A 22,436-nucleotide genomic window follows, 5' to 3' on the forward strand; every position below is an offset into this window, starting at 1 on the left:
CCATGACGGCCCCACTTCCCACCGCGAATGATCCCACGCTGCTCAAGCGCAGCCTCGACGCGCTGAAGGACCTCCGGGCCCGTTACGAGGCCCTGGAGTCCCGGGGCCGGGAGCCCATCGCCATCATCGGCCTGGGATGCCGCATCCCTGGCGGAGGGGAGACGCCGGAGTCCCTCTGGAAGCTGCTCCACGGCAAGGTGGACGCCGTCAGCGAGGTGCCCGCGGACCGCTGGGACCTGTCGCGCTACTACGACGCGGACGTGGCCGCTCCGGGGCGGATGCACATGCGCTACGGCGCGTTCCTGGACGCGCCTGACCGGTTCGACCCGTACTTCTTCGGCATCTCTCCGCGCGAGGCGGAGCAGATGGATCCGCAGCAGCGCCTCTTCCTGGAGGTGGCGTGGCACGCGCTGGAGGACGCGGGCCTGAGCGCGAAGTCGCTCGCGGGCACCGACACCGGCGTCTTCGTGGGCGCCAACGGCAATGACTACCTCCAGCTCCAGCTCTCCGAGCCGCAGGTGCTGGGCACGTACTCGCTGGTGGGCGGCACGAACTGCATCATCCCCAACCGGCTCTCGTACCTGCTGGACCTGCGCGGGCCGAGCATGGCCTTCGACACGGCCTGCTCGTCCTCGCTTGTCGCGGTCCACCAGGCCTGCCAGAGCCTGCGCCACGGCGAGTCCTCCACCGCCATCGTGGGAGGCCTCAACCTGCTGCTGTCGCCCGTGGTGTCGGTGGCGCACTCGAAGGGCCTGCCGCTGGCGCCGGACGGGCGCTGCAAGACCTTCGACGCGCGCGCGGACGGCTACGTGCGCGGCGAGGGCTGCGGCGTCGTGGTGCTCAAGCGGCTGTCGGACGCGCTCGCGGCCGGGGACCCGGTGTGGGCCGTCATCCACGGCTCGGCCGTCAACCAGGACGGGCTCAGCAACGGCCTCACGGCCCCCAACGGCGGGGCCCAGCGCGCCGTCATCCGCAAGGCGCTGGAGCGCGCACGGCTCACCGGCGCGGAGGTCGGCCTCATCGAAGCCCACGGGACGGGCACGTCGCTGGGCGACCCCATCGAGGTGGAGGCCCTCTCCGAAATCTACGGCGCCGCGGACGGCGAGCGGCGGCCCTGCGCGCTCGGCTCCATCAAGACGAACATCGGGCACCTGGAGGCGGGCGCCGGCATCGTCGGCATCCTCAAGGTCGCGCTGTCGCTCAAGCACGGCGTCATCCCGGCGAACCTGCACTTCCAGGCGCTCAACCCGCACATCTCGCTGGAGGGCACGCGCCTCTACGTGCCCACGGAGACGACGCCGTGGACGGACGCCGCGGAGCGACGGTACGGCGCGGTCAGCTCGTTCGGCGCGGGCGGCACGAACGCGCACATCGTGCTGGGCACGCTGGAGTCCGCGCGGCCCGAAGCGGCCCCGGTCCAGACTCCGCCCAAGGCGGAGCGCGCGCACCTGCTGGTGCTCTCCGCCCGCGGCCGCAAGGCGCTCGCGAACGTGGCCCGGCGGTTGGCGGATCACCTGACGGACGGCGCCGGCCAGCACGCGTCGCTGGAGGACGTCTGCGCCACGGCGGCGCTGCGCAGGACGCACCATGACCACCGGGTGGGGCTCGTCGTGCGCTCCCGCGAGGAGGCCATCCAGCAGTTGCGCGCGCTCCAGCAGGACGTCCGGCCCCCGGGCGCGTGGACGGGCACCGCGGGAAGGCCGGGGCGCCCGGTGTTCCTCTTCCCCGCGGAGCCCCGGCTGTCCGGCGCGCGGCTCGCGGCGCTGGGCCGCGACTGTCCTGTGTTCGCCCAGGCGCTGGAGCGCTGTCGCGGCGCGCTCGGGATGGACGCGGGCGTGGACGGAGTGGGGGAGCACTTCGCCGTGCAGGTGGCGCTCGCCGAGCTGTGGCGCTCGTGGGGCGTGGAGCCGGGCGCGGTGCTGGGGCAGGGGGTGGGGGAGATCGCCGCGGCCCACGTCGCGGGCGCGCTGTCGCTGGAGGACGCCGCGCGCGTCGCCCGTGAGTGCGGTGCCCTGCTGACGAGGGGAGATGCGGCCGCCGGAGCGCTGAGCGCGGCGCTGGCGGGGCTTACGCCTCGGCCCACGGCGGTGCCCCTGTACTCGGCGGACGGCGCGGTGCTGGATGGCGAGACCCTGGACGCTGGCGCCTGGGCGCGGTGCCTGCGCCGGCCCGCGCCGGTGGTGCCGGGCATCGAGGAGTCGCTGCGCGCGGGCCACATGCTCTTCGTGGAGCTGGGCGCGGAGCCGGTGTTCACCGCACAGGTGGAAGACGCCGCCGCGCGGCAGGGACAGACGGAGGTGCTGGCGGTGTCCAGCCTCCGCGCGAATCAGGACGCGTTGGGGGCGCTGCTGACGTCCGCGGCGGCGCTGCACGCTGCCGGGCTGGGTCTGCGCCTGGAGCGGCTGCTCGCGCCCCATGACCGCTTCCTGCGCCTGCCGAACTACCCCTTCGAGCGCGAGTCCTTCTGGTTCAAGGAGCGGCCCGTCACGCTGCTTGCGTCCGCACGCTCCGCCAGCCTGGAGCTGCCCCGCGCGGCGGTGCGTGACACGCCCCCCGAACCCTCCCGGCGCTCACCCGAGGTCCGCGTCCCGGCATCGGCGGAACTGGCCGGCTGGGCCGCGCTGCCGGAGCGCGAGCGGACCGCGAAGCTGCGGAGCTTGGTGCACGCGGAGGTGGCGCGCATCCTGAAGTTCGACGCCGCGCGGCTGGACCCCAAGGGCGGCTTCTTCCAGATGGGCATGGACTCCGTGATGGCCGGCCAGCTGCGCAACCGGCTGGAGCAGCAGCTGGGGCGCAAGTTCGCGGTGACGGTCATCTTCGAGAACCCCACCGTGGAGCGGCTGTCCCGGCAGCTGGGCACGTTGCTCACGCCGCCCCCGGCGCCTTCCACCCCGCAGCGCGGGGACTCCCCACCCTCACGAGGCCTGGCCCTGGAGACGGGAGGCGGCACCGACAGCATCGCCGACCTCCTGGCCCGGGAGCTTGAAGAGACCTCCTCCATCTCCAGCAAGGACCTGTCATGAGCACTCCGCCGGTTTCCACCGAAGCGTCCAACCGCGACGAACTGCTCCAGCGCGCCCTGGAGCGCATCCGTGAGTTCCGCGGGAAGCTGGACGCCGTCGAGTCCCAGCGCTCCGAGCCCATCGCGGTGGTGGGCATGTCCTGCCGCCTGCCAGGGGGCAATGACGATCCCTCCTCGCTGTGGCGCTTCCTGCGCTCCGGAGGCGACGGCATCCGCGCGTTCCCGCACGAGCGCGGCGCCGCGGCGACCCCGGAGGGCCAGCCCTTCAAGGGCGGGTTCCTGGAGCAGGTGGACCGGTTCGACGCGGGCGTGTTCGGCATCTCCCCGCGCGAGGCCGCGACGTTGGATCCGCAGCAGCGCCTGTTCCTGGAGGTGAGCTGGGAGGCCCTGGAGAACGCCGCGCAGCCCTTCGACAAGCTCGAGGGGAGCATGGCCGGCGTGTTCGTGGGCATCACCAACTACGACTACTGCCAGAAGCTGATGCAGGAGACGCCGATTGATCAGCTGGACGCCTACTGCCTCACCAGCAACGCGTCCACGTTCGCGGCCGGGCGCTTGTCGTACTGGCTGGGCCTGCGCGGTCCCAGCCTGTCCGTGGACACGGCCTGTTCATCTTCCGCCGTTGCCCTGCACCAGGCATGTCAAAGCTTGCGCGCGGGGGAGTGTTCGCTAGCACTGGCGGGCGGCGTCAACGTGCTGCTGTCGCCGGAGTGGTTCGTGGTGCTGTCGCGCGCGGGCATGCTGTCGCCGGACGGCTACTGCAAGACGTTCGACAGGAACGCCAACGGCTACACCCGAGGCGAGGGCTGCGTCGTCTTCGTGCTCAAGCGTCTGTCGGACGCCGTGGCGGCGAAGGACCACATCCACGGGCTCATCCGCGGGTCGTGCGTCAACCAGGACGGCCGCAGCGGCGGCCTCACGGTGCCGAACCCCGCGGCCCAGCAGGACGTCATCCGCGGTGCGCTCAAGGCCGCGCGCGTGGGGGCGGACCGCGTCAGCTACGTGGAGACGCATGGGACGGGGACGCCGCTCGGTGACCCGATAGAGGTCCGCGCTCTGGGCGCGGCGCTGGGCGAGGGGCGTGCGGAAGGGGACCGGATCCACATCGGGTCCATCAAGGCGAACATCGGGCACCTGGAACCGGCGGCGGGTGCCGCGGGGCTCATGAAGGTCATCCTCGCGCTCCAGAACGAGGAGCTGCCGCCCCAGGTGCAGTTCCGGGAGCTGAACCCGGAGATCGACCTGGAAGCGCTGCCGGTGGCCATCTCCACCCGGCCGGAGGCGTGGCCGCGAGCCGCGCGTCCGCGCATCGCGGGGGTGAGCTCGTTCGGCGCGAGCGGCACCAACGCCCACCTGGTGGTGGAGGAGGCCCCGGCCGTGGTGCGCCCGGCGCGGACCTTCGAGCCCGGCACGCAGCTCTTCACCCTGTCCGCGCGCAGCCCCGCGGTGCTGGCACGGCTCGCGGGCCGGCACGCGACGCACCTGGCGACGAAGCGCGACCTGCTGCTGGAGGACGTGTGCTTCAGCGTGAACACCGGCCGGGCGCGGTTCCAGGAGCGCGTGGCGCTACCCGTGGACGACCTGGAGTCGCTCCAGCACGCGCTGTCCGCCATCGCGGCGGGTGAGCTGCCGGCGGGCGCTTCGCTGGGCCGCGCACAGGTGGGGCAGGGGCCGAAGGTGGCCTTCCTGTTCACCGGCCAGGGCAGCCAGTTCCCGGGCATGGCGGTGGAGCTGTACGCCTCGCAGCCGGTGTTCCGGCAGGCCCTGGACCGCTGCGCGGAGGCGCTGAAGGCGCACTGGGACGTGCCGCTGCTCACACTCCTGCGTGGGGAGGGCTTCACTGCGGGGCTGCTGGATCAGACCCGCTACACCCAGGCCGCGCTCTTCTCCGTGGAGTACGCGCTCGCGATGCTCTGGCGGAGCTGGGGCGTCGTCCCGGCGGCCGTGCTGGGTCACAGCGTGGGTGAGTACGTCGCGGCCTGCGTCGCGGGCGTCTTCGAACCCGAGGCGGCCGTGGCGCTGCTCGCCGTGCGCGGCGCGCTGATGCAGGCGCTTCCGGCGGCGGGCGCGATGGCGTCCGTCTTCGCCAGCGAGGCCCAGGTGCGCGCGGCGCTGGAGGGCAAGGCCGACCGCGTGTCCGTGGCCGCGGTGAACGCGCCGGACAACATCGTCATCTCCGGCCAGGCGGACGCGGTGGAGCAGGTGCTCCAGGCGCTGACGGCGCAGGGCCACAAGCACAAGCGCATCAACGTCTCGCAGGCGTTCCACTCGCCCCTGTTGGATCCGATGCTGGACGCGCTGGAGCAGGCCGCGTCGAAGCTCACGTTCCATGAGCCGTCCATCCCGCTCATCTCCAACCTGACCGGCCGGCCCGTGGACGCCGGCACGCTGGGGCCTCGCTATCTCCGCGACCACGCCCGCGAGGCCGTGCGCTTCCAGGCCAGCATGGAGTGGCTGTTCGAGAACGGCTTCGACACCTTCGTGGAGGTCGGCCCCGCGCCGCACCTCATCGGCATGGTGAAGCGCTACGCGCCCGCGGGGGACCGCGCCTTCCTGCCGTCGATGCGCAAGGGCCTGTCCCCCCAGCGCTCCATGCTGGAGGGCGCGGGCGCGCTGTATACGCGCGGCGCTGAATTGGATTGGGACGCCCTGCACGCGGGCCTGGAGCCGCGCCGGGTCCCGCTGCCGACGTATGCCTTCGATCGGAAGCGGTACTGGTACGCGGCCCCCGCGCCGGGTTCCGTGGTCCGGTCGTCCTCCGCGCCGGTGCAGGAGGAGGCCGGGACGACGACGCTGTTGGGCGCCCGCCTGCCGTCGCCGCTGCCGGCCGCGCAGTTCCGCGTGCGCTACGACGCGGACCAGCACCCGTGTCTGGCGGACTGCCGGATGGGCGGGATGCGGGTGGTGAACGTGGGCGTCTTCCTGGAGGCCGCGCTCCAGTCCTGGCACGCGCTGACGCCAGGAGCCGAAGCCTGCCGCGTGGAGGGACTGTCGGTCCGCCGCGGGCTCCTTTTGGGCGAGGACGAGACGCGCGTCGCCCACCTGGTGGTGGAGCCCCCGGATGCGAAGGGCGATCGGAGCTTCGCGCTCCACAGCCTGCCGCCGGGCGCTTCGGAGGACTCCAGCGCCTGGGCGGTGCACGTGGAGGGACGGCTCGCGGAGGCCCAGGAGGAGAAGAGCCTGGAGTCCACGGACGCCATCCTCGCGCGCTGCGGCCAGACGCTGGACGGCGCGGAGTTCTACGCGCGCATGGAGAAGCGCCAGCTGGTGCTCGGGCACTCGGCGCGGTGGATTGAGCAGGTCCGCTTCCGTGAGGGTGAGGCGCTCGCGACAATGCGCGCGCCCGACGCGAAGGAGTCGGAGGGCTACCGCGTCCACCCAGGCCTGGTGGACGCGCTCTTCCAGGCGGTCTTCGCGTGCCTGCCGGGCGACGTGCCCGAGGACGCCATCTACATGATCGTCGAGGTCGCGCGCTTCGTCGTCGGGCCGTCGACTCCGGCGACCGCGACCCGGGCCCACGTGCGGCTGCGGCCCTGGAAGGACGGGGACACGACGCTCGTCGCGGACGTGGACGTGGCGGACGCGCAGGGCCGCGTGTTCCTGCGCGCGGAAGGGGCGCTGCTCAAGCGCACGACGGTCGAAGCGCTCCAGAAGGTGACGCGCGCGGAGGTCACTCCGTCCGCGCACGCTGCCCGCCCTGCCTCCTCGGGCCTGCGGGACGTGCTCGCGCGGCTGCACGTGCCGGAGCGCACGCCCCGGCTCGTGGAGTGGCTGCGCGGCCAGGTCGCCGTCATCCTGCGCGCGTCCGCTTCGGACGTGGACGTGGACGCGCCGCTGGCGCACGCGGGCTTCGACTCGCTGATGGCGCTGGAGCTCAAGAGCGCGGTCGCCAACGAGCTGTCCGTGGCGCTGTCGCTCGGCGGGTTGCTGGCGGGCGCGAGCCTCAAGGCCCTGTGCTCGGAGATCCTCGGACAGCTCTCGCTGGAGGCGCCTCCCTCGAACGGCGCGGCGGAACCGGCGCGGGCCGTGAGCGCGGAGCCGGCTCCGGTGGAAGTGCTCGTGCATGACGGGGAAGGGCGCCACCAGCCCTTCGGCATGACGGACCTCCAGCAGGCGTACCTGCTGGGCCGGACCCGTTCGTTCGAGCTGGGCGGCGTGTCCACGTACTTCTTCCTCGAAGTGGACCTGCTGGGCGTGGACCTGGAGCGGCTGGGCTCGAGCCTGGACGTCGTCATCCAGCGCCACGACATGCTGCGGGCGGTGGTCACTCCGGACGGGCAGCAGCGCGTGCTGCCCACGGTGCCGTCGTTCGTCATCCGCACCGTGGACCTGCGGGGGCAGGACGCCTCCCAGGTGGAGCGCGGGCTCGCGGCCCTGCGCACGGAGATGGCCACCCAGGTCTTCCAGACGGACCGCTTCCCGCTGTTCGACGTGCGCGCCACGCGGCTCGACGGCGAGCGCACGCGGCTGCACCTGGGCTTCGACGCGCTGGTGGTGGACGCGTGGAGCACGTCGCTGCTGTTCAAGGAATGGTCCGCGGTGTACCGCGAGGGCGCCGGAGCGCTGCGGCCCATCGACATCACCTTCCGCGACTACGTCCTGGGCGTGCAGGCGCTGGAGCAGGGCCCCGCGTACGCCGCCGCGGAGAAGTACTGGCTCGAGCGTGTCCCCCGGCTGCCTCCCGCGCCGGAGCTGCCCATGGCCCGCCACCCGGGCACGCTGGAGCTGCCGCGCTTCACGCACCGCTCGTTCCGGCTGCCCAAGCCGCAGTGGGCGCGCTTCAAGGAACTGGCGCGCGAGGCGGGCGTGACGCCCTCCATGGTGATGTGCGCGGCCTACGCCGAGGTGCTGGCCACCTGGGGCCGCAGCCGCGCCTTCACGCTCAACGTGCTGTTCTTCAACCGCGTGCCGCTGCACCCGCACGTGGACCGGGTGCTCGGCAACTTCAGCGCCACCACGCTGCTGGAGGTACACGTGGAGCGCGCGGAGTCCATCGCCACGCGCGCTCAGCGGCTCCAGCAGCAGCTGTGGAACGACCTGGATCACGCGTCGTTCAGCGGCGTGCGCGTCCTGCGCGAGCTCAACCGGCGCGACGGCGACATGCGGCGCGCCCGCATGCCCGTCGTCTACGCGAGCACCATCAACTTCCACTCGCGTGAAGGCGACGCGGCTCCGGCGGGCCTCGCCCAGCACCTGCTCACCATGGGCACTGGCGGCGAGGAGATCCACAGCAGCATCCGCACCCCGCAGGTGTTCCTCGACCATCAGGTCGTCGAGGACGGCGGCGGGCTCGTCCTCAACTGGGACGTGGTGGAGGAGCTGTTCCCGGCGGGGATGATCGACGCCATGTTCCAGGCCTACTCGGACCTGGTGACGCGGCTCGCGGCGGAGCCGTCCGCCTGGACGGAGCGCACGCGGCTCCTGCTGCCTCCAGAGCAGCTGGACGTCCGCCGGCAGGCGAACGCGACGGCCGCGCCCGTGGCGCAGGGCCTGATGCATGAACCGTTCGTGAGGGCCGCGGCGCTCCAGCCGGACCGGTCCGCGGTCATCACCTCGCGCCGCACGCTCACCTATGGAGAACTGGACGCCGCCTCCAACCGCGTCGCGCGGTGGCTGCGCGACCAGGGGGCCAAGCCCAACGCGCTCGTGGCCCTGGTGATGGAGAAGGGCTGGGAGCAGGTCGTCGCCGCGCTGGGCGTCCTCAAGTCCGGCGCCGCCTACGTGCCCATTGACGCGCACCTGCCTCCGGCGCGCCTGCGCTACCTCCTGGAGAACACGGGTGCGAAGCAGGTGCTCACCCAGTCCTGGCTCAAGCTGGACCTGGCGGGCGTGGACCCCAGCGCTGTGCTGGCCATCGACGGACCGGAGGCGCAGCGGCCTTCCGCGGACGCGCTCCCGAGCGCGCAGCGTCCAGAGGACCTGGCCTACGTCATCTACACGTCCGGCTCCACGGGCCACCCCAAGGGCGTGATGATTGAGCACCGGGCGGCGCTCAACACGCTGCTGGACGTCAACACGCGCTACGGCGTCGACGCGGACAGCCGGGGCTTCGCGCTGTCGGCGATGAACTTCGACCTGTCGGTGTGGGACGTCTTCGGCCTCCTGGCCGCGGGCGGCGCGCTGGTCATCCCGGAGCCCGGCGAGCTGCGCGAGCCCGGCCGCTGGCTCCAGCTGGTGCGTCAGCACCGCGTGACGGTGTGGAACAGCGTCCCGGCGCTGATGGAGATGATGGCCGACCACCTGGCCGGCCTGGGCGAGACGTGGCCCCACCTGAAGACGGTGATGATGAGCGGCGACTGGATCCCGGTGTCGCTGCCGGAGCGCATCCGCGCCGTGGCCCCGAACGCCTCCGTCTACAGCATGGGTGGCGCCACCGAGGCGGCCATCTGGTCCATCGTGTACCCCATTGGCGACGTGGACCCGGCCTGGCCCAGCATCCCGTACGGCAAGGCGATGCTGAACCAGCAGATGCTGGTGCTCGACGAAGCGCTGATGCCGTGCCCCACCTGGGTGCCGGGGCAGATCTTCATCGGCGGCGTGGGCGTCGCGCGCGGCTACTGGAAGGACGAGGAGAAGACCCGCGCCAGCTTCATCCGCCACCCGCTGACGGGCGAGCGGCTGTACCGCACGGGCGACCTGGGGCGCTTCCTGCCGTCAGGCGACATCGAGTTCCTCGGCCGCGAGGACTTCCAGGTCAAGGTGCAGGGCTTCCGCATCGAGCTGGGAGAGATTGAAAACGCGCTGCTCGGGCACCCGGGCGTGCGCGCCGCCGTCGCGTCCGCGGTGGGGGAGAAGCGGGGCAACAAGCGGCTCGTGGCCTACGTGGTGCTGGACGCGGAGGCGCCCCCGGCGCTGGACGCGCTGCGCGACGCGCTCCGCACGAAGCTGCCGGAGTACATGGTCCCGCAGACCTTCGTGACGCTGGACGCGCTGCCGCTCAGCGCGAACGGGAAGGTGGACCGCGGCGCGCTGCCGGCGCTGGAAGGCACGCAGCCGCAGAAGCAGACCGGCGCCCGGGTGCCGCCGGGCACCGAGCTGGAGAAGACGCTGGCTGCCCTCTGGGAAGGACTGCTGCCGGGACCGGTGGGCATCCACGACAACTTCTTCGAGGTGGGCGGCAACTCGCTGCTCGCGGTGCGGCTGATGGCGCGGCTGCGCCAGGAGCTGGGCAAGGAGCTGCCGCTGGCGACCCTCTTCGAGATGCCCACCATCGCGCTGCTCGCCGCGTCCCTGTCCGGGCCGGGGGAGACGCGGCGCGAGGGCCGTGGCGCGCTGGTGCCCATCCAGCCCCTGGGCACCCGGCCGCCGCTCTTCCTGGTGCACCCCGTGGGCGGCAGCGTCCTCTGCTACGCGGAGCTGGCGCGGAAGCTGGGGGCGGAGCAGCCCGTCTTCGGGCTCCAGGTGCCGCCCGGTGCACCGCCCCGGTCCATCGAGACCATGGCCGCGGCGTACCTGGAAGCGCTGCGCGACGTGCAGCCGCGCGGCCCGTACCACCTGGGCGGCTGGTCCATGGGCGGCGTCGTCGCCTACGAGATGGCGCGCCAGCTCCAGGCGGCGGGAGACACCGTCTCCACGCTCGCGCTCATCGACGTGCTCGTCCCGCCGGCGGGGCAGGGTGGGGACACCATGGACGAGGCGGCGCTGATGGCGCGCTTCGCCGAGGACCTGGGCGCGCTGTCGGCCCGCCGCGTCTCCGTGGATGCCGGCGCGCTGCGGGCCCTGCCCGCGGAGGCCGTGCTGGAGCGCGTGGTGGAGGACCTGCGGGCGCAGGAGGCCATCGCGCCGGAGCTGGACCGCGCGACGCTGGGGGCGCACGCGGAGGTGTTCAAGGCGAACATGCGCGCGCTCACCGCCTACCAGGCCCGGCCCTACGCCGGCCGCGTCTGGTTCTGCCGGGGCGCGCAGCCCGGAGGCGCCTCGCGGCAGAACGCGGAGGCGTGGCTGGGGCTCACCTCGGGCGGCCAGCTCGTGGAGCTGGAAGGCAACCACTACACCCTGTTCAGCCACGGGCTTGATGCGCTCGTGGGGTCGCTGTCGTCCGCCCTGCGCGCGTGAGCCGTCGCCAGGGCTGCTGCTTCGTTCATCCTGTTTCGTTCACAAGGAGTGCACCGTGTTTCATCGTCTGAGTCCGTGGATCCTGGGTGTGGCCCTGCTGGGCATGGCCGGCTGTTCCGATGAAGGGGAGACCGTCGACGCCTGTGTCGGCAACAAGGCCCAGAAGGTCTCCGAGAAGGAGCTGTCCAAGCTGCTGAAGGACGGCGCGTACCGCGGCAAGTGCGACCTGATGGAGAACCGCGTGTCGTTTGGCGACGGCTACGTGCAGTCCATCGTCCAGAAGAACCCGGACGGCTCGGTGAAGGCCATTGGCGTCACCGTGGACCAGGCCGCCATGGACACGCTGCCCATGCTGCCCCATCAGCCGACGAACGACGGGCAGACGTGCTGGGACATGAACAACGACGGGGTGACGGACCCGGAGAAGGAGTGCAACGGCGGCCACGAGCGCGTGCTCTGGTTCCCCAAGATGAAGGACGTCCCCTTCCAGTGGATCATGTTCAACTGGCAGGGCCGGGGCCACGGCCCCATCGGTGCGTTCGACAAGGGGCACTTCGACCTGCACTTCTTCATGACGGACTTCGTGTCGCGTAACTTCATCCGCACCGGCCCGTGCGGCGTGTACACGGACTGCAACGACTACGCGAAGGCCATCAAGGATCCGCCGGCGCCCTTCTACCCGACGGGCTTCGAGAACCAGAAGGGCGTCTCCGCGCGCATGGGCAACCACCTGGCGGACATCGCCGAGTCGCCCTTCAACGGCGAGCCCTTCACGCAGGCGTTCGTCTACGGCGCCTACGACGGCCACATCACGTACTTCGAGACCGTCGTCGAGGGCAGCTTCGCCAAGAGCAAGCCCGCCGAGGACTGCCGCGTCATCAAGGCGCCCCCGGCGATGGAGGTCTCCGGCCTCTACCCGACGCGCTACTGCATCCGCTACCGCGAGGACCGGAAGGACTACCTCATGACGCTCGAGGACTTCGAGTACCGCAGCGCGCCGAACTAAAGCCGTCCCCTCATCCGAGCGGTCGCGCCCCGGGAGCGGTTTCCGGTGCGCGGCCGCTCGTTGTTTCACCCCCACGTCGGAGCCACACCGTGAAGAAGACATCTGTCCTCCTGTCCTGGAGGCTGCCGCTGCTCGTGTCCCTGTGGGCGGCTCCGGCGGGGGCCCACTGGGGAATGCCCGACGAGGCGAGCAGCATCAGCGTGCGCAGCGGCCATGAGAGCGACTGGATCATGGGCGACGCTTCGGGCGCGCTCATCTCCCGCGACCAGGGGTCGACGTGGCGGTGGATCTGCCCGGAGGGCATGGGCATCGCCATCTGGCGTCCGGAGCGCTACTTCTGGCTGTCCGGCGGGGCCATCCTGGCCGCCACGGGGAGCGCGCTGGTGCGCTCCGACGACAGCGGCTGCACCTGGACGCCGCACGGCTACTTCAAGGACACGTGGGTCACGAGTCTCGCGGTGCACCCGGTGGACGAGCGCTTCCTGTACGTCAGCACGGGGCGGCCATCCCTGAGCAACGGGCTGTACCGCTCCGAGGACGGCGGCGAGTCGTGGATCCAGGCGCTGGCGCCGACGCCGGGCTCCCAGTTCTCCGCCATCCGCGTCGCCGTGCCGGAGCCGCTGCGCATCTACGCGTCGGGCCAGGACGCGGAGGGCCAGTTCCTCTCCCGCAGTGACGACGGCGGGCGGGTCTGGTCGCGGTTGTCCCAGCCGCTCACCGGGTTGAAGCTTCCGTATGACCTGGTGCTGCTGCGCGTGAGCGACGCCTCCCCCGACGTGCTGTGGGCGAAGGTCTCCGCGCAGGGACGCGACTGGCTGCTCAAGAGCACGGACGGTGGCGTCACGCTGACGCCGGTGATGGACACCTACGAGCGCATCTCCAGCGTGGAGGCGTCCCCGGACGGGCGCACGGTCTGGGTCTCCACCACGACGCGCCTCTTCCGGGGCCAGGACGACGGGTCCTTCACGGAGCTGGCGGAGCCGAACGGGAACGCCTGCGCGATGAAGCGCGGTGGCACGCTCTACGGCTGCGGCTCGGGTTGGACGGGGGGCTGGGCGCTGGCGAAGAGCGCGGACGAGGGCACGACCTGGGAGCCGATGTTCAAGCTGGGCGACGTGCAGGGCGCGCACCTCTGTCCCGCGTCGACGCCCGTGCAGCAGCGGTGCCCGGCCCTGTGGCCGCAGCTGGCGCAGCTCTACGGCGCGGGTCCGGATGGAGGCGTGAGTCCCCCGCAGGACGCCGGCCCCTCGGAGCAGCCCGTGACGCCCGCGGCCCCGGATGGCTGCGCTACGGCGCCGGGGCTGGTGCCGGGAGCACTCCTGGTGCTCGTGGCGTGGGGCCGGCGGGTGCGAGGGGCGCGGAGCCGAGGGTCATGAGGTCCATGCGGGTCAGGGCGCGGTGGCTGTGCGTCCTCGCGGCGGGGCTGCTCGGGGCTTGTGGGGAGACGGACGCGGACGGGCCGCTCCAGGTGCCGGAGCTGGAGTACGGCGTCGACGCGCCGTGGCCGGTGTCCGCGCCGCTGCCGCCCGTGGGGCCCGCTGGACGGCTGATCATCACCAACAACCTGGAGGACACGCTCAGCCTGTTGGACCTGGACGGGATGGCGTCGCCCACCTGGGGAGAGCTGGCGCGCGTCCCGGTGGGGCTCAACCCGGTGGAGCTGGAGGGGCCGCACCACACGGCGGTCTCGCCGGACAATGACTTCTATTACGTGGGCATCTCCAACTACGTGCCGGGGTCCGGCTCCGGACCGCACGGGACGCATGGGTCGGGGAAAGCGGATGGCTACTGCCTCAAGCTGGACGCGGCCACCCACGCCCTCGTGGGCTCCGTGCGCGTGGATCCCAACCCGGGCGACGTCTTCCTCAGCGCGGACGGGCGGACGCTCTACCAGACGCACTTCGACCTCTTGAAGATCGCGGAGGTGGCGCGGCGGGGAGGCACGGAGGCGGAGATGAACTCGCGGATGGCCATCCTCGACGCGCGGACGATGACGCGCACGGCGATGGTGCCCGTCTGCCCCGCGCCCCACGCGGTGCGCCTGTCGCTGGATGGACGCCGCGCGTACGTCGCCTGCTGGTCCGACGAGGTGGCCATCGTCGACCTGGAGGGAGCGGACCACCCGGTGCGCCGCGTGAAGGTGGCGGAGAACGTCGGCACGGCCGTGCACCCCATCCACCAGCCCTATGCGCTCGCGGTGTCGCCCACGACGGGCGCGGTGTGGGTCAGCTCGCTGGCGAGCCGCGCGGTGCAGTACCTGGATCCGGTGACGCTCACCATGGACCCGCAGCGCACGGTGTGGCTGCCGGGCGCGCCCATGTTCGGTGCCTTCACGTCCGACGGCCGGACGCTCTACATGCCGTACCAGTCGGTGGACTCCATCGCCATCATCGACCCGGAGCATCCGGAGGCGGTACCCGGGGAGATTCCGCTGGCGTCCAGCGGCTGCCTCAACGTGCACCAGGTGATGCTGACGCCAGACGAGCGTTACGCGCTCGCGGTCTGCGAGGGGGACCACGTGGAACCGGGCACGCTCCACGTCGTGTCGCTGGAGGAGCGGCGGGTGGTGAAGACGGTCCAGGTGGGGCTCTTCCCGGACTCGGTGGCGCTGCTGCGGAGCCGGCCATGAAGTGGCTGGGGATGCTGGCCGTGCTGCTGGTGGGCTGCAGAGGCCCCACGCCCGCGGCGGAGTTCGGCGAGACGCTCTTCCAGGACGCGAGGCTATCTGACAGCCAGTTCAACAGCTTCTCCTGCGCGACCTGCCATGCCACGAGCGCCACGCCCGATCCGGACCGCATGCTCGCGGGCTACCCGCTGGAGAACGTGGCGTTCCGGAAGTCGTGGTGGGGCGGCTACGAGACGGACCTGCTGAGCGCGGTGAACTTCTGCTACCTGGGCTTCATGCGCGGCGTGTCCCCCCTCACGCGAGAGGACCCGAAGGCGAGGGCCCTCTACGAGTACCTGGTGCGCATCAGCCCGGACACGGAAGCGCCCGCGCTGCCCTTCACGGTGGTGAAGGACATCCAGGACGTGCCGCCAGGAGATGCCGCGCGGGGAGGCGCCGTGTACCGCGCCGCCTGCCAGACATGCCATGGCGCCACGCACACGGGAGAGGGGCGACTGACCACGTTCGCATCGTTGCTGCCGGAGGTGATGGACGACTACGACGCGCTCTTCCCCGGCATTCCACGGCGGCTCGTGGTCATCGAGAAGCTGCGCCACGGAAGCTTCTTCGCCGTCGGCGGCACCATGCCGCTCTACAGCCGCGAGGCCCTGTCGGACGAGGACCTGGCGGCGGTGCTCACCTTCCTGGGGTTGTGAGTCAGGCCCAGAGCTCCTGCTCCAGCGAGTCCAGCAACGCGCTCGCGACCTCGGGAGATGGCAGGCCCGCTTCGGCGGTGAGCTGTGCATCGAGCGGCACGGCCACCTCCGCGCGCAGCACGGCCACCGCGTGCCGCCGGGCCTCGTGAAGCCGGGCCTGTTCCTCGGAGGACAGCCTGGGCGCGGCCCAGTGGGCAATGTCCCAGGACAGGCCCGCGTGCCGCGTCTCGTCCTCCGCGATGCGCACCATGGCCTCGCGGATCTCCGGGTCGCGCGCATGCAGGGCCTGATGGTGCGCCACCAGCGCGCCATAGGTCTCCCGCACGCAGCCCTCCACGGTGTTGTCGAGCAGCACCTCATCCAGTGGGCGCAGCGGCAGGTCCGTGACGGCGGGCGGCACCGGCGTCGCGCCGAAGCGGAGGGCGAGGCGGACGGTGGCTTCGGTGTGCCGCACTTCGTCCGCCGCGCTGGTGAGCGCCGCATCTTGCAATCGGGTGCTCGCGCCGTGCAGGGCCAGCTCGTCGCGCAAGCGCAGGAACGCATGGATGGACGCGGCCTCCAGCCGGGCCGAGTCCGCGAAATAGCGGCCCCGCGCGTCCTCGCAGTCACCTGTCCGCGCATGCTGGAGCCCCGCGGGCCTCCGACCGATGGTGCAGGTGGGTGAACCCTCCTCGAGGACGGTGCGCTGCTGCTCGGTGAGTTCACCCGAGGCGGTGATGCCCACCACGTGCTGGGTCAGTGCCGTGCCTTCGCCACAGGCATACCCCTGGGTACCGATGACGCTGAACGTGCCATCCGGAAAGGCCCGGACCTTGCCGTGCCTGTCTCCGGTCCACTCGCACAGCGAATAACCCGCGGCGAAGGCCAGGAGCGCCGCCTCCTGCGGTGTGTCGATCCGGCCCAGCAGCGCCCTGACGGCTTCGGCGTTCGTGAAGGCCGCCACCTCATCCCCCCGGGTCATGGCGACGAAGTCCTCTGCGCCGTCCACGTAGAGGCCGCTGGTCCGCGGAAAGCCCTGCTGGATCTCCAGCGTGTCGAGCCGCGCCTGACAGTCCTGCGGGTCGGTGGCCGTCGCGCAGGCTTGTCCCACCGAGGTCCGGACGCGCAGTGCGGGAAGACCGAGCGGCGGAGTCTTCAGGTAGATGGCACGGAGCTGGATGGAATCAGGCGGCGGCTCGATGGACAGGTCGTTGATGGCGGGGGCGCTGTTCACGCACTCGACGTCCGAGTGCTGGCTCACGTCGATGGGATCCTCCCCTACGTCGATAGGGTCTGGGTTCGGAGGAGTCGGCGCTCCCTGGCAACCCGCGAGCAGCAGCGGTGTGGCCAGGGAGGTGCGCAGCGCACGGGAGAAGAGAAATCGCAGCCGGTCCACGTTCATGATCCCCTCAAGGGCAAGGCGCGGACCCCAGGCCCGCGCCTGTTGGACACGCGACCCCGGATGCGTGGGACATCAGGCCCGGAGTTACGGAGGGCCGGTGACGTCAGGGACTTCCCTTTTCGTCGACCTCGCGCTTCACCACGGCCACTTCACCGGCGGTCGAAACCCGTACCGTGTGCCGCACGCTGCCATGGCCCGTGTATCCGATGACCTCAAAGCCGTCGAAGCCCTCGGGCCTGGCCGTCACGACAGGCGGTGCCCCACGAGGCTCCACCTGAGTTCCCCGGGAGCACGGGTTGTAGCCCGCGGCAAAGACCATGAGCGCGGCCTCCTGCGCCGTGTCGATGGTGCCCAGCAGCGAGCCCAGCATTTCCACTGTGGTGACCGCGGCCACGGTGTCACCGCGTGTCGCCGCGAGGAAGTAGGCGTCGCAGTCCTCCTCACACTGCTCATTGAAGCCGCGGGTGACGGCCAGCCGATCCAAGGCGCTCAGGCAGAGGTCCTTGTTCGTGGCCTTTTGACAGGCCTGCCCGACAGCGGCCTCCCGATTTCCCACGAGGCGGGCGTCTGCCCCACCGAGGGGATACGAGATGCTTCGGATCTCGATGAAGTCCGGCGTGGGGAAGATCGTCACCCTGCCAGGCTGGGGGACCCCCTTCACACAGTCGATCGCCAAGGGGTCCGGATCCGGGGCCTTCACGGCCTGCCCGGCATCAGGCGTGGCAGGCTTCACTCCGGAGTCGCGCTGACATCCCGCGAGCAGCAGCAGCGAGGCCGTCAGGGCCCGTGAGAACAAGCGGCGCAGCCGATGCGCTTTCATGCGTGACTCCCGAAGGAAGGGCTCGAAGCCCTCGACGCTACCAGCCGCGCCGCGCGAAACGCGAACGGGCGATGCACGCCGAAGCGCGCATCGCCCGAGGGTCGACCGTGGAATGAACGCCGACTACGCGCCCGCGTACTTGCGGCGGAACTCGTGGATCTCCGCCAGCCGGAACGTTCCCGGCTCCGGAGCGATGGCCTCCGGCGCGTCGTAGGGCAGGTTCATCAGCCGCTCGTACTCCTCCACCGACACGCGCTCGCGCTTCGCCAGCACCGTGTCCAGGTCCGCGCGGGCCATGCGCTCCGCCGCCTTCTCACCGACGATGCCGGAGAAGAACTCCGCGCAGGAACCGCTGCCGTAGGACAACAGGCCAATGCGCTGGCCCGCCAGCGCCGCGCCCTCCGCGTGCAGCTGCCCCGCGAGCGCCAGGTACAGCGACGCCGTGTAGACGTTGCCCACCCGAGCGTTCAGCCCCAGCGACTTCGCCACCTGCGCGTCGTAGCTGGGCTGCGACTTCGCTGCCTCGTCGCGCGCCTCGGGCGTGGCCGGCCCGTTGCCGGAATCCTCCAGGTCGCACAGCCGCACCTGCGCGTGCGCCTTGCGCGCCATCTTGCAGAAGGGCACGTGGTAGAGGATGCGCGCCAGCTGCTCACTGGGCAGCTTCGAATCCCACCGCACCAGCCCCTGCTCCAGCGCGCGCTCGCGCCAGCCCCGGTACGCGCCCGCCATGGCGTCCAGGTAGCAGGTGATGGAGTAGTGCCCGTCCACCAGCGCCTCGCGCCGTCCCACCGGCCGCCAGAAGTCATAGACGTCCGCGGTGCTCACGCCGTTGAGCCCCACGTCCACCGCCAGCAGGTCCGGCGTCTCCGACACCAGCAGCGCCACCGCGCCGCCGCCCTGGGTGGGCTCGCCCGCCGTCTTCAGGCCGTAGCGCGCGATGTCCGTGCACACCACCAGCGCGGAGCGGCCCGCACCGGCGCCGGAGGCGATCCACTCCACCGCCGCCATCAGGCCCGCCGTGCCGCCGTAGCAGGCGTGCTGCGAGTCGAACGTGCGCATGGCGCGCGGCAGCTTCAGCAGGCCGTGCACGTGCGACGCGATGGGCTTCGAGTGGTCCACGCCCGTCTCGGTGCCCACCACCAGCATGCCCAGCTTGGACGTGTCCACGCCCTGCTGCTGGATGAGCCGCGCGGCCGCCGTGGCCGCCAGCGACACGGAGTCCTCACCCGGGTCGTTGACCGCCATCTCCTTCGCGCCCAGGCCCGCGGTGAACTTGGCCGGGTCCACGCCGCGTGCCCGCGCCAGGTCCTCGATGTCCACGTACCGCCGGGGGACCGCCACCGCCAGCGCTTCGATTCCAACCCGCTTCTTCATGGGGAACTCCTCAAGTCAAAAGGTCGCGAATCCAGAGGGCCTCAGGCCGCCGGCGGCACCAGCACCAGCCGGCCCGCCACTTCCCGGTTCTCCAGCCGGAAGTGCGCGCGGCCCGCATCCGCCAGCGCCACCTCTTCCGACACGAAGGGGCGGACGAGGCCCTTGGCCGTCAACCGCAGCGACTCGTCCAGCTCCTCGCGAGTCGTCGCGTACGCGCCCAGGATCTCCAGCTCCTTCACGATGACCAGGCCCGGGTTGAGGTTCACCACCCCCGACTCCAGGTTGCCCACCACCACCACGCGTCCACCGGGCGCCATGGCCTTGAGCGTCTGGTCGAACGTAGCGCTGCCGACAATCTCGACCGCCACGTCCACACCCTGGCCCTGCGTGCGCTTGCGCGCCTCGGAGCCGAAGTCCAGGCCGCGCGAGACGATCACCTCGTCCGCGCCCGCCTCCTTCAGCGCCGACACCTTCGCCTCACCGGACGTGATGGCGATGACGCGCGCCCCATCCACCTTCGCCAGCTGCACGGCCGCCAGGCCCACGCCGCCGCTGGCGCCGGTAATCAACACCGTCTCACCGGCCTTCACCTTCGCCCGGGTGCGCAGCGTGTGCACGGCCGTGCCCAGCGTGCAGCACACCGTCGCGGCCACCGCCCAGGGCAGGTCGGACGGCACGCGGCCCAGGCCTCGCACCGGGGCCACCATGAACTGCGCGTAGCCGCCCTGGAGCTCTTCACCGAAGAAGCGGTTGTCCGTCTTGCACAGGCTGTTGCGGCCGGAGAGGCACAGCGCGCACTCGCCGCAGGACATGCGCTGGAGCGTCGCCGCGCGGTCGCCCACCTTCCAGCCCACCGTGTCCGGGCCCACCTCCACCACCTCGCCCGCGGCCTCGTGACCCAGGATGGCGGGCACGTGCGTGCGGGGCAGGTTGCCGCGGCGGTTGATGACGTCGTGGTAGCAGACGCCACACGCGTGGACCTTCAGCAGCACCTCGCCCTTGCCCGGCCGGGGATCCGGCACGGTCTCCAGACGCAGGTTCTCTGCACTGCCGAACTGGCGAAGAACGACGGCTTCCATGCGGTGCCTCATTTCCGTGCTGCGAAGAAGTGGGGGAGCTCTGCTTCAGCCGCCGACGAGCGCGTCGCGCAGGTTGCGGGGGTCCAGCGCGCGGATGGCCGACACCGTGCGCGCGTCCGGAAGGGCGGTGACGGGCAGGGTGTCCGGCACCGCGAACTCGAAGCCGGTGCGCTCGGTGATGCCGTCCACCGTGGCCCAGGGGTGACGCGCCAACAGCCGCGCGCCACGAGGCCCGCCCAGCTCATACGTGCCCAGGTCGGAGATGAGCCGCACCGGACGGCTGGGGTCGCGCGTCGTGGCCACCTGCACCTGCGGGACGAGGTTGCGGCGCGACTGCCGGGGCACCAGCAGCACCGGGTTCTTCACCCACTGACGCAGCGTGGCCGCGCCCGCGACGCCGGGGAACTTGGCGCGCGGCTTCTCCAGGCTGCCCGACGCCGTCATGTTGGTGCGGCCCGCCGGATCCATCTCCGCCGCGCCAAAGAAGACCGTGTCCACCCGGCCGCGCCGGGCGTGGTCGAACAGGTCCGCGATGCTCACCTCCGCGGACCGGCCGTCCAGGTACCGCAGGTCCTCCGACGACGGGTACAGCTCCGGCAGCTCCGGATCCAACGAGCCCACGCACGCCAGATACGTCAGCCCCGGCGCATGCGTGGCCCGGGCCACCGCGATGGCCAGGATGACCAGCGGCGACGCCACGCCCGTGGCCACCACCGACCCGTCCTCAATCTCCCGCGCCAGCAGCGACACCACCGTCTCCGCGGGCGTCGCGTCCACCGTCGTCGCCGTCATGCCGCGCTCCGCGTCGCGCGCAGCGACATGAGGAAGCCCTTCGCGTCGCCCGCCTCCGCCGCGGCCAGGTAGGCCGCGAGCATCGCGTCGTCATGCGGGTACTTGCCCAGGCACCCCGTGGGCAGCGCACCGCCGGGGGCGAGCACCACGCGCTCCAGCTGGAACGCGGGGATGGTGACGCGCGACAGCTTGGGCACGCGCTCCTCCACCGTGGCGATGATCCGCTTCGCCGCGCCCGCGACGAGCAGGTCCGTGGTGGGGTCCTCGATGAAGAGGTTGCCCTTGTCGTCCGCCGCCCGCGCGTGGATGAGCGCCACGTCCGGGTAGTAGGCGGGCTCCACCGGCACGCGGCGGCCCGTGAACGGGTCTTCCACCGTGCGCGGCGCGTCCACCTCCGCCAGCTCCGACACGTCCGCGTCCGGCGCGGGAATGAAGGGCAGCCCCATGGACGCCGCGCGCAGCCGCTGCACCACGCGGTAGCCGTCGTGCTCGCGCCATTGAATCTCGCCCGCCTCGATGGCCCGCTTGAGGCAGGGCAGGGGACGCACGCGGTTCTCCAGCACCAGCGCGCCGAAGGGCAGCTCCACGCGCTTCAGGCACCCGCCCGCGACCAGGAACTCCGCCGGCAGCGGGTTGGGCAGGGAGATGAGCTGCAGGTCGCGCTTCTCCTGCGCCACCAGCTCCAGCACCAGCGCCATGGGCGCGCGGCCCAGCATGAACCCGCCGGCCGCGAGCGACGCGCCGTCCGGGATGGAGGCCACCGCCTCCGGCAGATTGCTCCAACGGGCGCGGTTCACTGGGGCTCCTCTCCGGAACCGGCGCGCGGCACCATGCGGAGCGAGGGCGCGTCCTTGTCTTCAGAAGCGGAAGGCACGCCCACCGCGGCGCTGGGGAAGAGCAGCTCCACCATGCCGTCGGCGATCTGCTCCTCGGAGAGGCGGCCGTCCGGCTTGAACCACTTGTAGACCCAGAGGATCATCCCCAGGAACGAGAAGGCCGCGACGGTGGGGTCCACCACGCCGCGCAGGCGGCCCAGGCGGTTGGCCTCCGCGAACGCGTCCTCCAGGAAGCGCACGTAGCGCTTCTTGCGCCGGTCGATGTACTCGCGCGCTTCACCGGTGAGCGTGGCGTGCTCGTGGAGGATGATGATGACCTCCTTGCTGCGGCCGCTCGTCACCAGGTGGATGTTCTGGCGCATGCACTTGCGCAGGCGCTCCACCGGATCCGCCACATCCTGCACGGGCGCGAGGACCTGCTCCTCGAACACGTCCATGCCGTAGTTCATGATGGCGAAGAGCAGCTGCTCCTTGTTCTGGATGTGGTGGTAGAGCCCCGCCTTGGTCATCCGGCACGCGGCGGCGATCTCCTGCATCGACGTGCCCTCGTAGCCGCGCTCGCAGATGAGCCGCGCCGCCGTCTCCAGGATGGTCCGGTACCGCTCGCCCTCATCCGGTTTGCGCCCCGTGGGTGTCATGCGTGCCTTCCCTCGCCGGCCTGCCTGCTCCTGCCGGGCCTGAAACGACCTACCGACCGGTAGGTCACTCCACCTACCGACCGGTAGGTAGCACTGGCCAACGCGGTCCGTC

At 71.6% G+C, this 22,436-nt stretch carries 13 protein-coding genes; 6 read left to right on the forward strand and 7 right to left on the reverse strand.

The window, feature by feature from the left end; all coding sequences use genetic code 11:
* Positions 1-2 precede the first annotated feature (2 nt).
* The 6 genes from D7W81_RS01345 (at position 3) to D7W81_RS01370 (ending at position 15,404) form a co-directional block, all read left to right on the forward strand.
* On the forward strand, positions 3-3,023 hold the full coding sequence (locus D7W81_RS01345) for a type I polyketide synthase (protein ID WP_120553478.1): 3,021 nt from the start codon (positions 3-5) through the stop codon (positions 3,021-3,023).
* Entirely contained in the window at positions 3,020-11,077 is an 8,058-nt protein-coding gene (locus tag D7W81_RS01350; protein ID WP_120553479.1) for a hybrid non-ribosomal peptide synthetase/type I polyketide synthase, read from the forward strand. Before D7W81_RS01345 ends, D7W81_RS01350 begins: the two co-directional genes overlap by 4 nt.
* Positions 11,078-11,132: 55 nt before the next feature.
* The gene (locus tag D7W81_RS01355; protein WP_147445304.1) at positions 11,133-12,083 is read left to right on the forward strand and encodes a hypothetical protein; all 951 of its coding nucleotides are present in this window, start codon (positions 11,133-11,135) and stop codon (positions 12,081-12,083) included.
* Between the two features lie 89 nt (positions 12,084-12,172).
* Positions 12,173-13,459: a hypothetical protein gene (locus D7W81_RS01360; protein ID WP_147445305.1), complete on the forward strand. Its 1,287-nt coding sequence runs from the start codon at positions 12,173-12,175 to the stop codon at positions 13,457-13,459.
* 5 nt (positions 13,460-13,464) lie between these two features.
* Positions 13,465-14,712 carry a YncE family protein gene (locus tag D7W81_RS01365; RefSeq protein WP_120553482.1) on the forward strand — a complete coding sequence of 416 codons (1,248 nt, stop codon included), beginning with the start codon at positions 13,465-13,467 and terminating at the stop codon, positions 14,710-14,712.
* Positions 14,709-15,404, forward strand: a complete 696-nt coding sequence (locus D7W81_RS01370) for a c-type cytochrome (protein ID WP_120553483.1) — start codon at positions 14,709-14,711, stop codon at positions 15,402-15,404. Before D7W81_RS01365 ends, D7W81_RS01370 begins: the two co-directional genes overlap by 4 nt.
* 1 nt (position 15,405) lies before the next feature.
* On the opposite strand, the gene D7W81_RS01375 is transcribed toward D7W81_RS01370, so the two are convergent.
* The 7 genes from D7W81_RS01375 to D7W81_RS01405 form a co-directional block, all read right to left on the reverse strand.
* On the reverse strand, positions 15,406-16,785 hold the full coding sequence (locus tag D7W81_RS01375) for a ferritin-like domain-containing protein (RefSeq protein ID WP_120553484.1): 1,380 nt from the start codon (positions 16,783-16,785) through the stop codon (positions 15,406-15,408).
* 103 nt (positions 16,786-16,888) lie between these two features.
* The gene (locus tag D7W81_RS01380; RefSeq protein ID WP_147445306.1) at positions 16,889-17,605 is read right to left on the reverse strand and encodes a hypothetical protein; all 717 of its coding nucleotides are present in this window, start codon (positions 17,603-17,605) and stop codon (positions 16,889-16,891) included.
* Positions 17,606-17,728: 123 nt separating this feature from the next.
* Positions 17,729-18,979, reverse strand: coding sequence for a hydroxymethylglutaryl-CoA synthase family protein (locus tag D7W81_RS01385; RefSeq protein WP_120553486.1), 1,251 nt, complete (start codon positions 18,977-18,979; stop codon positions 17,729-17,731).
* A gap of 41 nt (positions 18,980-19,020) precedes the next feature.
* Entirely contained in the window at positions 19,021-20,058 is a 1,038-nt protein-coding gene (locus D7W81_RS01390; protein ID WP_120553487.1) for a zinc-binding dehydrogenase, read from the reverse strand.
* A 45-nt stretch (positions 20,059-20,103) separates the two neighbouring features.
* Positions 20,104-20,850: a CoA-transferase subunit beta gene (locus D7W81_RS01395; RefSeq protein WP_120553488.1), complete on the reverse strand. Its 747-nt coding sequence runs from the start codon at positions 20,848-20,850 to the stop codon at positions 20,104-20,106.
* Positions 20,847-21,647, reverse strand: coding sequence for a CoA transferase subunit A (locus tag D7W81_RS01400; protein ID WP_120553489.1), 801 nt, complete (start codon positions 21,645-21,647; stop codon positions 20,847-20,849). The genes D7W81_RS01395 and D7W81_RS01400 overlap by 4 nt, the downstream gene beginning before the upstream one ends.
* Positions 21,644-22,324, reverse strand: coding sequence for a TetR/AcrR family transcriptional regulator (locus D7W81_RS01405; RefSeq protein ID WP_120553490.1), 681 nt, complete (start codon positions 22,322-22,324; stop codon positions 21,644-21,646). The genes D7W81_RS01400 and D7W81_RS01405 overlap by 4 nt, the downstream gene beginning before the upstream one ends.
* Positions 22,325-22,436 lie beyond the last annotated feature (112 nt).

The organism is Corallococcus aberystwythensis (genome assembly GCF_003612165.1).
Taxonomy (GTDB): Bacteria; Myxococcota; Myxococcia; order Myxococcales; family Myxococcaceae; genus Corallococcus; species Corallococcus aberystwythensis.

Bases quoted from the DNA above. Each gene is read 5' to 3' on its own strand.
- D7W81_RS01350 (WP_120553479.1), top strand. From the start codon at position 3,020: ATGAGCACTCCGCCGGTTTCCACCGAAGCGTCCAACCGCGACGAACTG.
- D7W81_RS01405 (WP_120553490.1), bottom strand. From the start codon at position 22,324: ATGACACCCACGGGGCGCAAACCGGATGAGGGCGAGCGGTACCGGACC.
- D7W81_RS01380 (WP_147445306.1), bottom strand. From the start codon at position 17,605: ATGAAAGCGCATCGGCTGCGCCGCTTGTTCTCACGGGCCCTGACGGCC.
- D7W81_RS01385 (WP_120553486.1), bottom strand. From the start codon at position 18,979: ATGAAGAAGCGGGTTGGAATCGAAGCGCTGGCGGTGGCGGTCCCCCGG.
- D7W81_RS01345 (WP_120553478.1), top strand. From the start codon at position 3: ATGACGGCCCCACTTCCCACCGCGAATGATCCCACGCTGCTCAAGCGC.
- D7W81_RS01370 (WP_120553483.1), top strand. From the start codon at position 14,709: ATGAAGTGGCTGGGGATGCTGGCCGTGCTGCTGGTGGGCTGCAGAGGC.
- D7W81_RS01390 (WP_120553487.1), bottom strand. From the start codon at position 20,058: ATGGAAGCCGTCGTTCTTCGCCAGTTCGGCAGTGCAGAGAACCTGCGT.
- D7W81_RS01395 (WP_120553488.1), bottom strand. From the start codon at position 20,850: ATGACGGCGACGACGGTGGACGCGACGCCCGCGGAGACGGTGGTGTCG.
- D7W81_RS01375 (WP_120553484.1), bottom strand. From the start codon at position 16,785: ATGAACGTGGACCGGCTGCGATTTCTCTTCTCCCGTGCGCTGCGCACC.
- D7W81_RS01365 (WP_120553482.1), top strand. From the start codon at position 13,465: ATGCGGGTCAGGGCGCGGTGGCTGTGCGTCCTCGCGGCGGGGCTGCTC.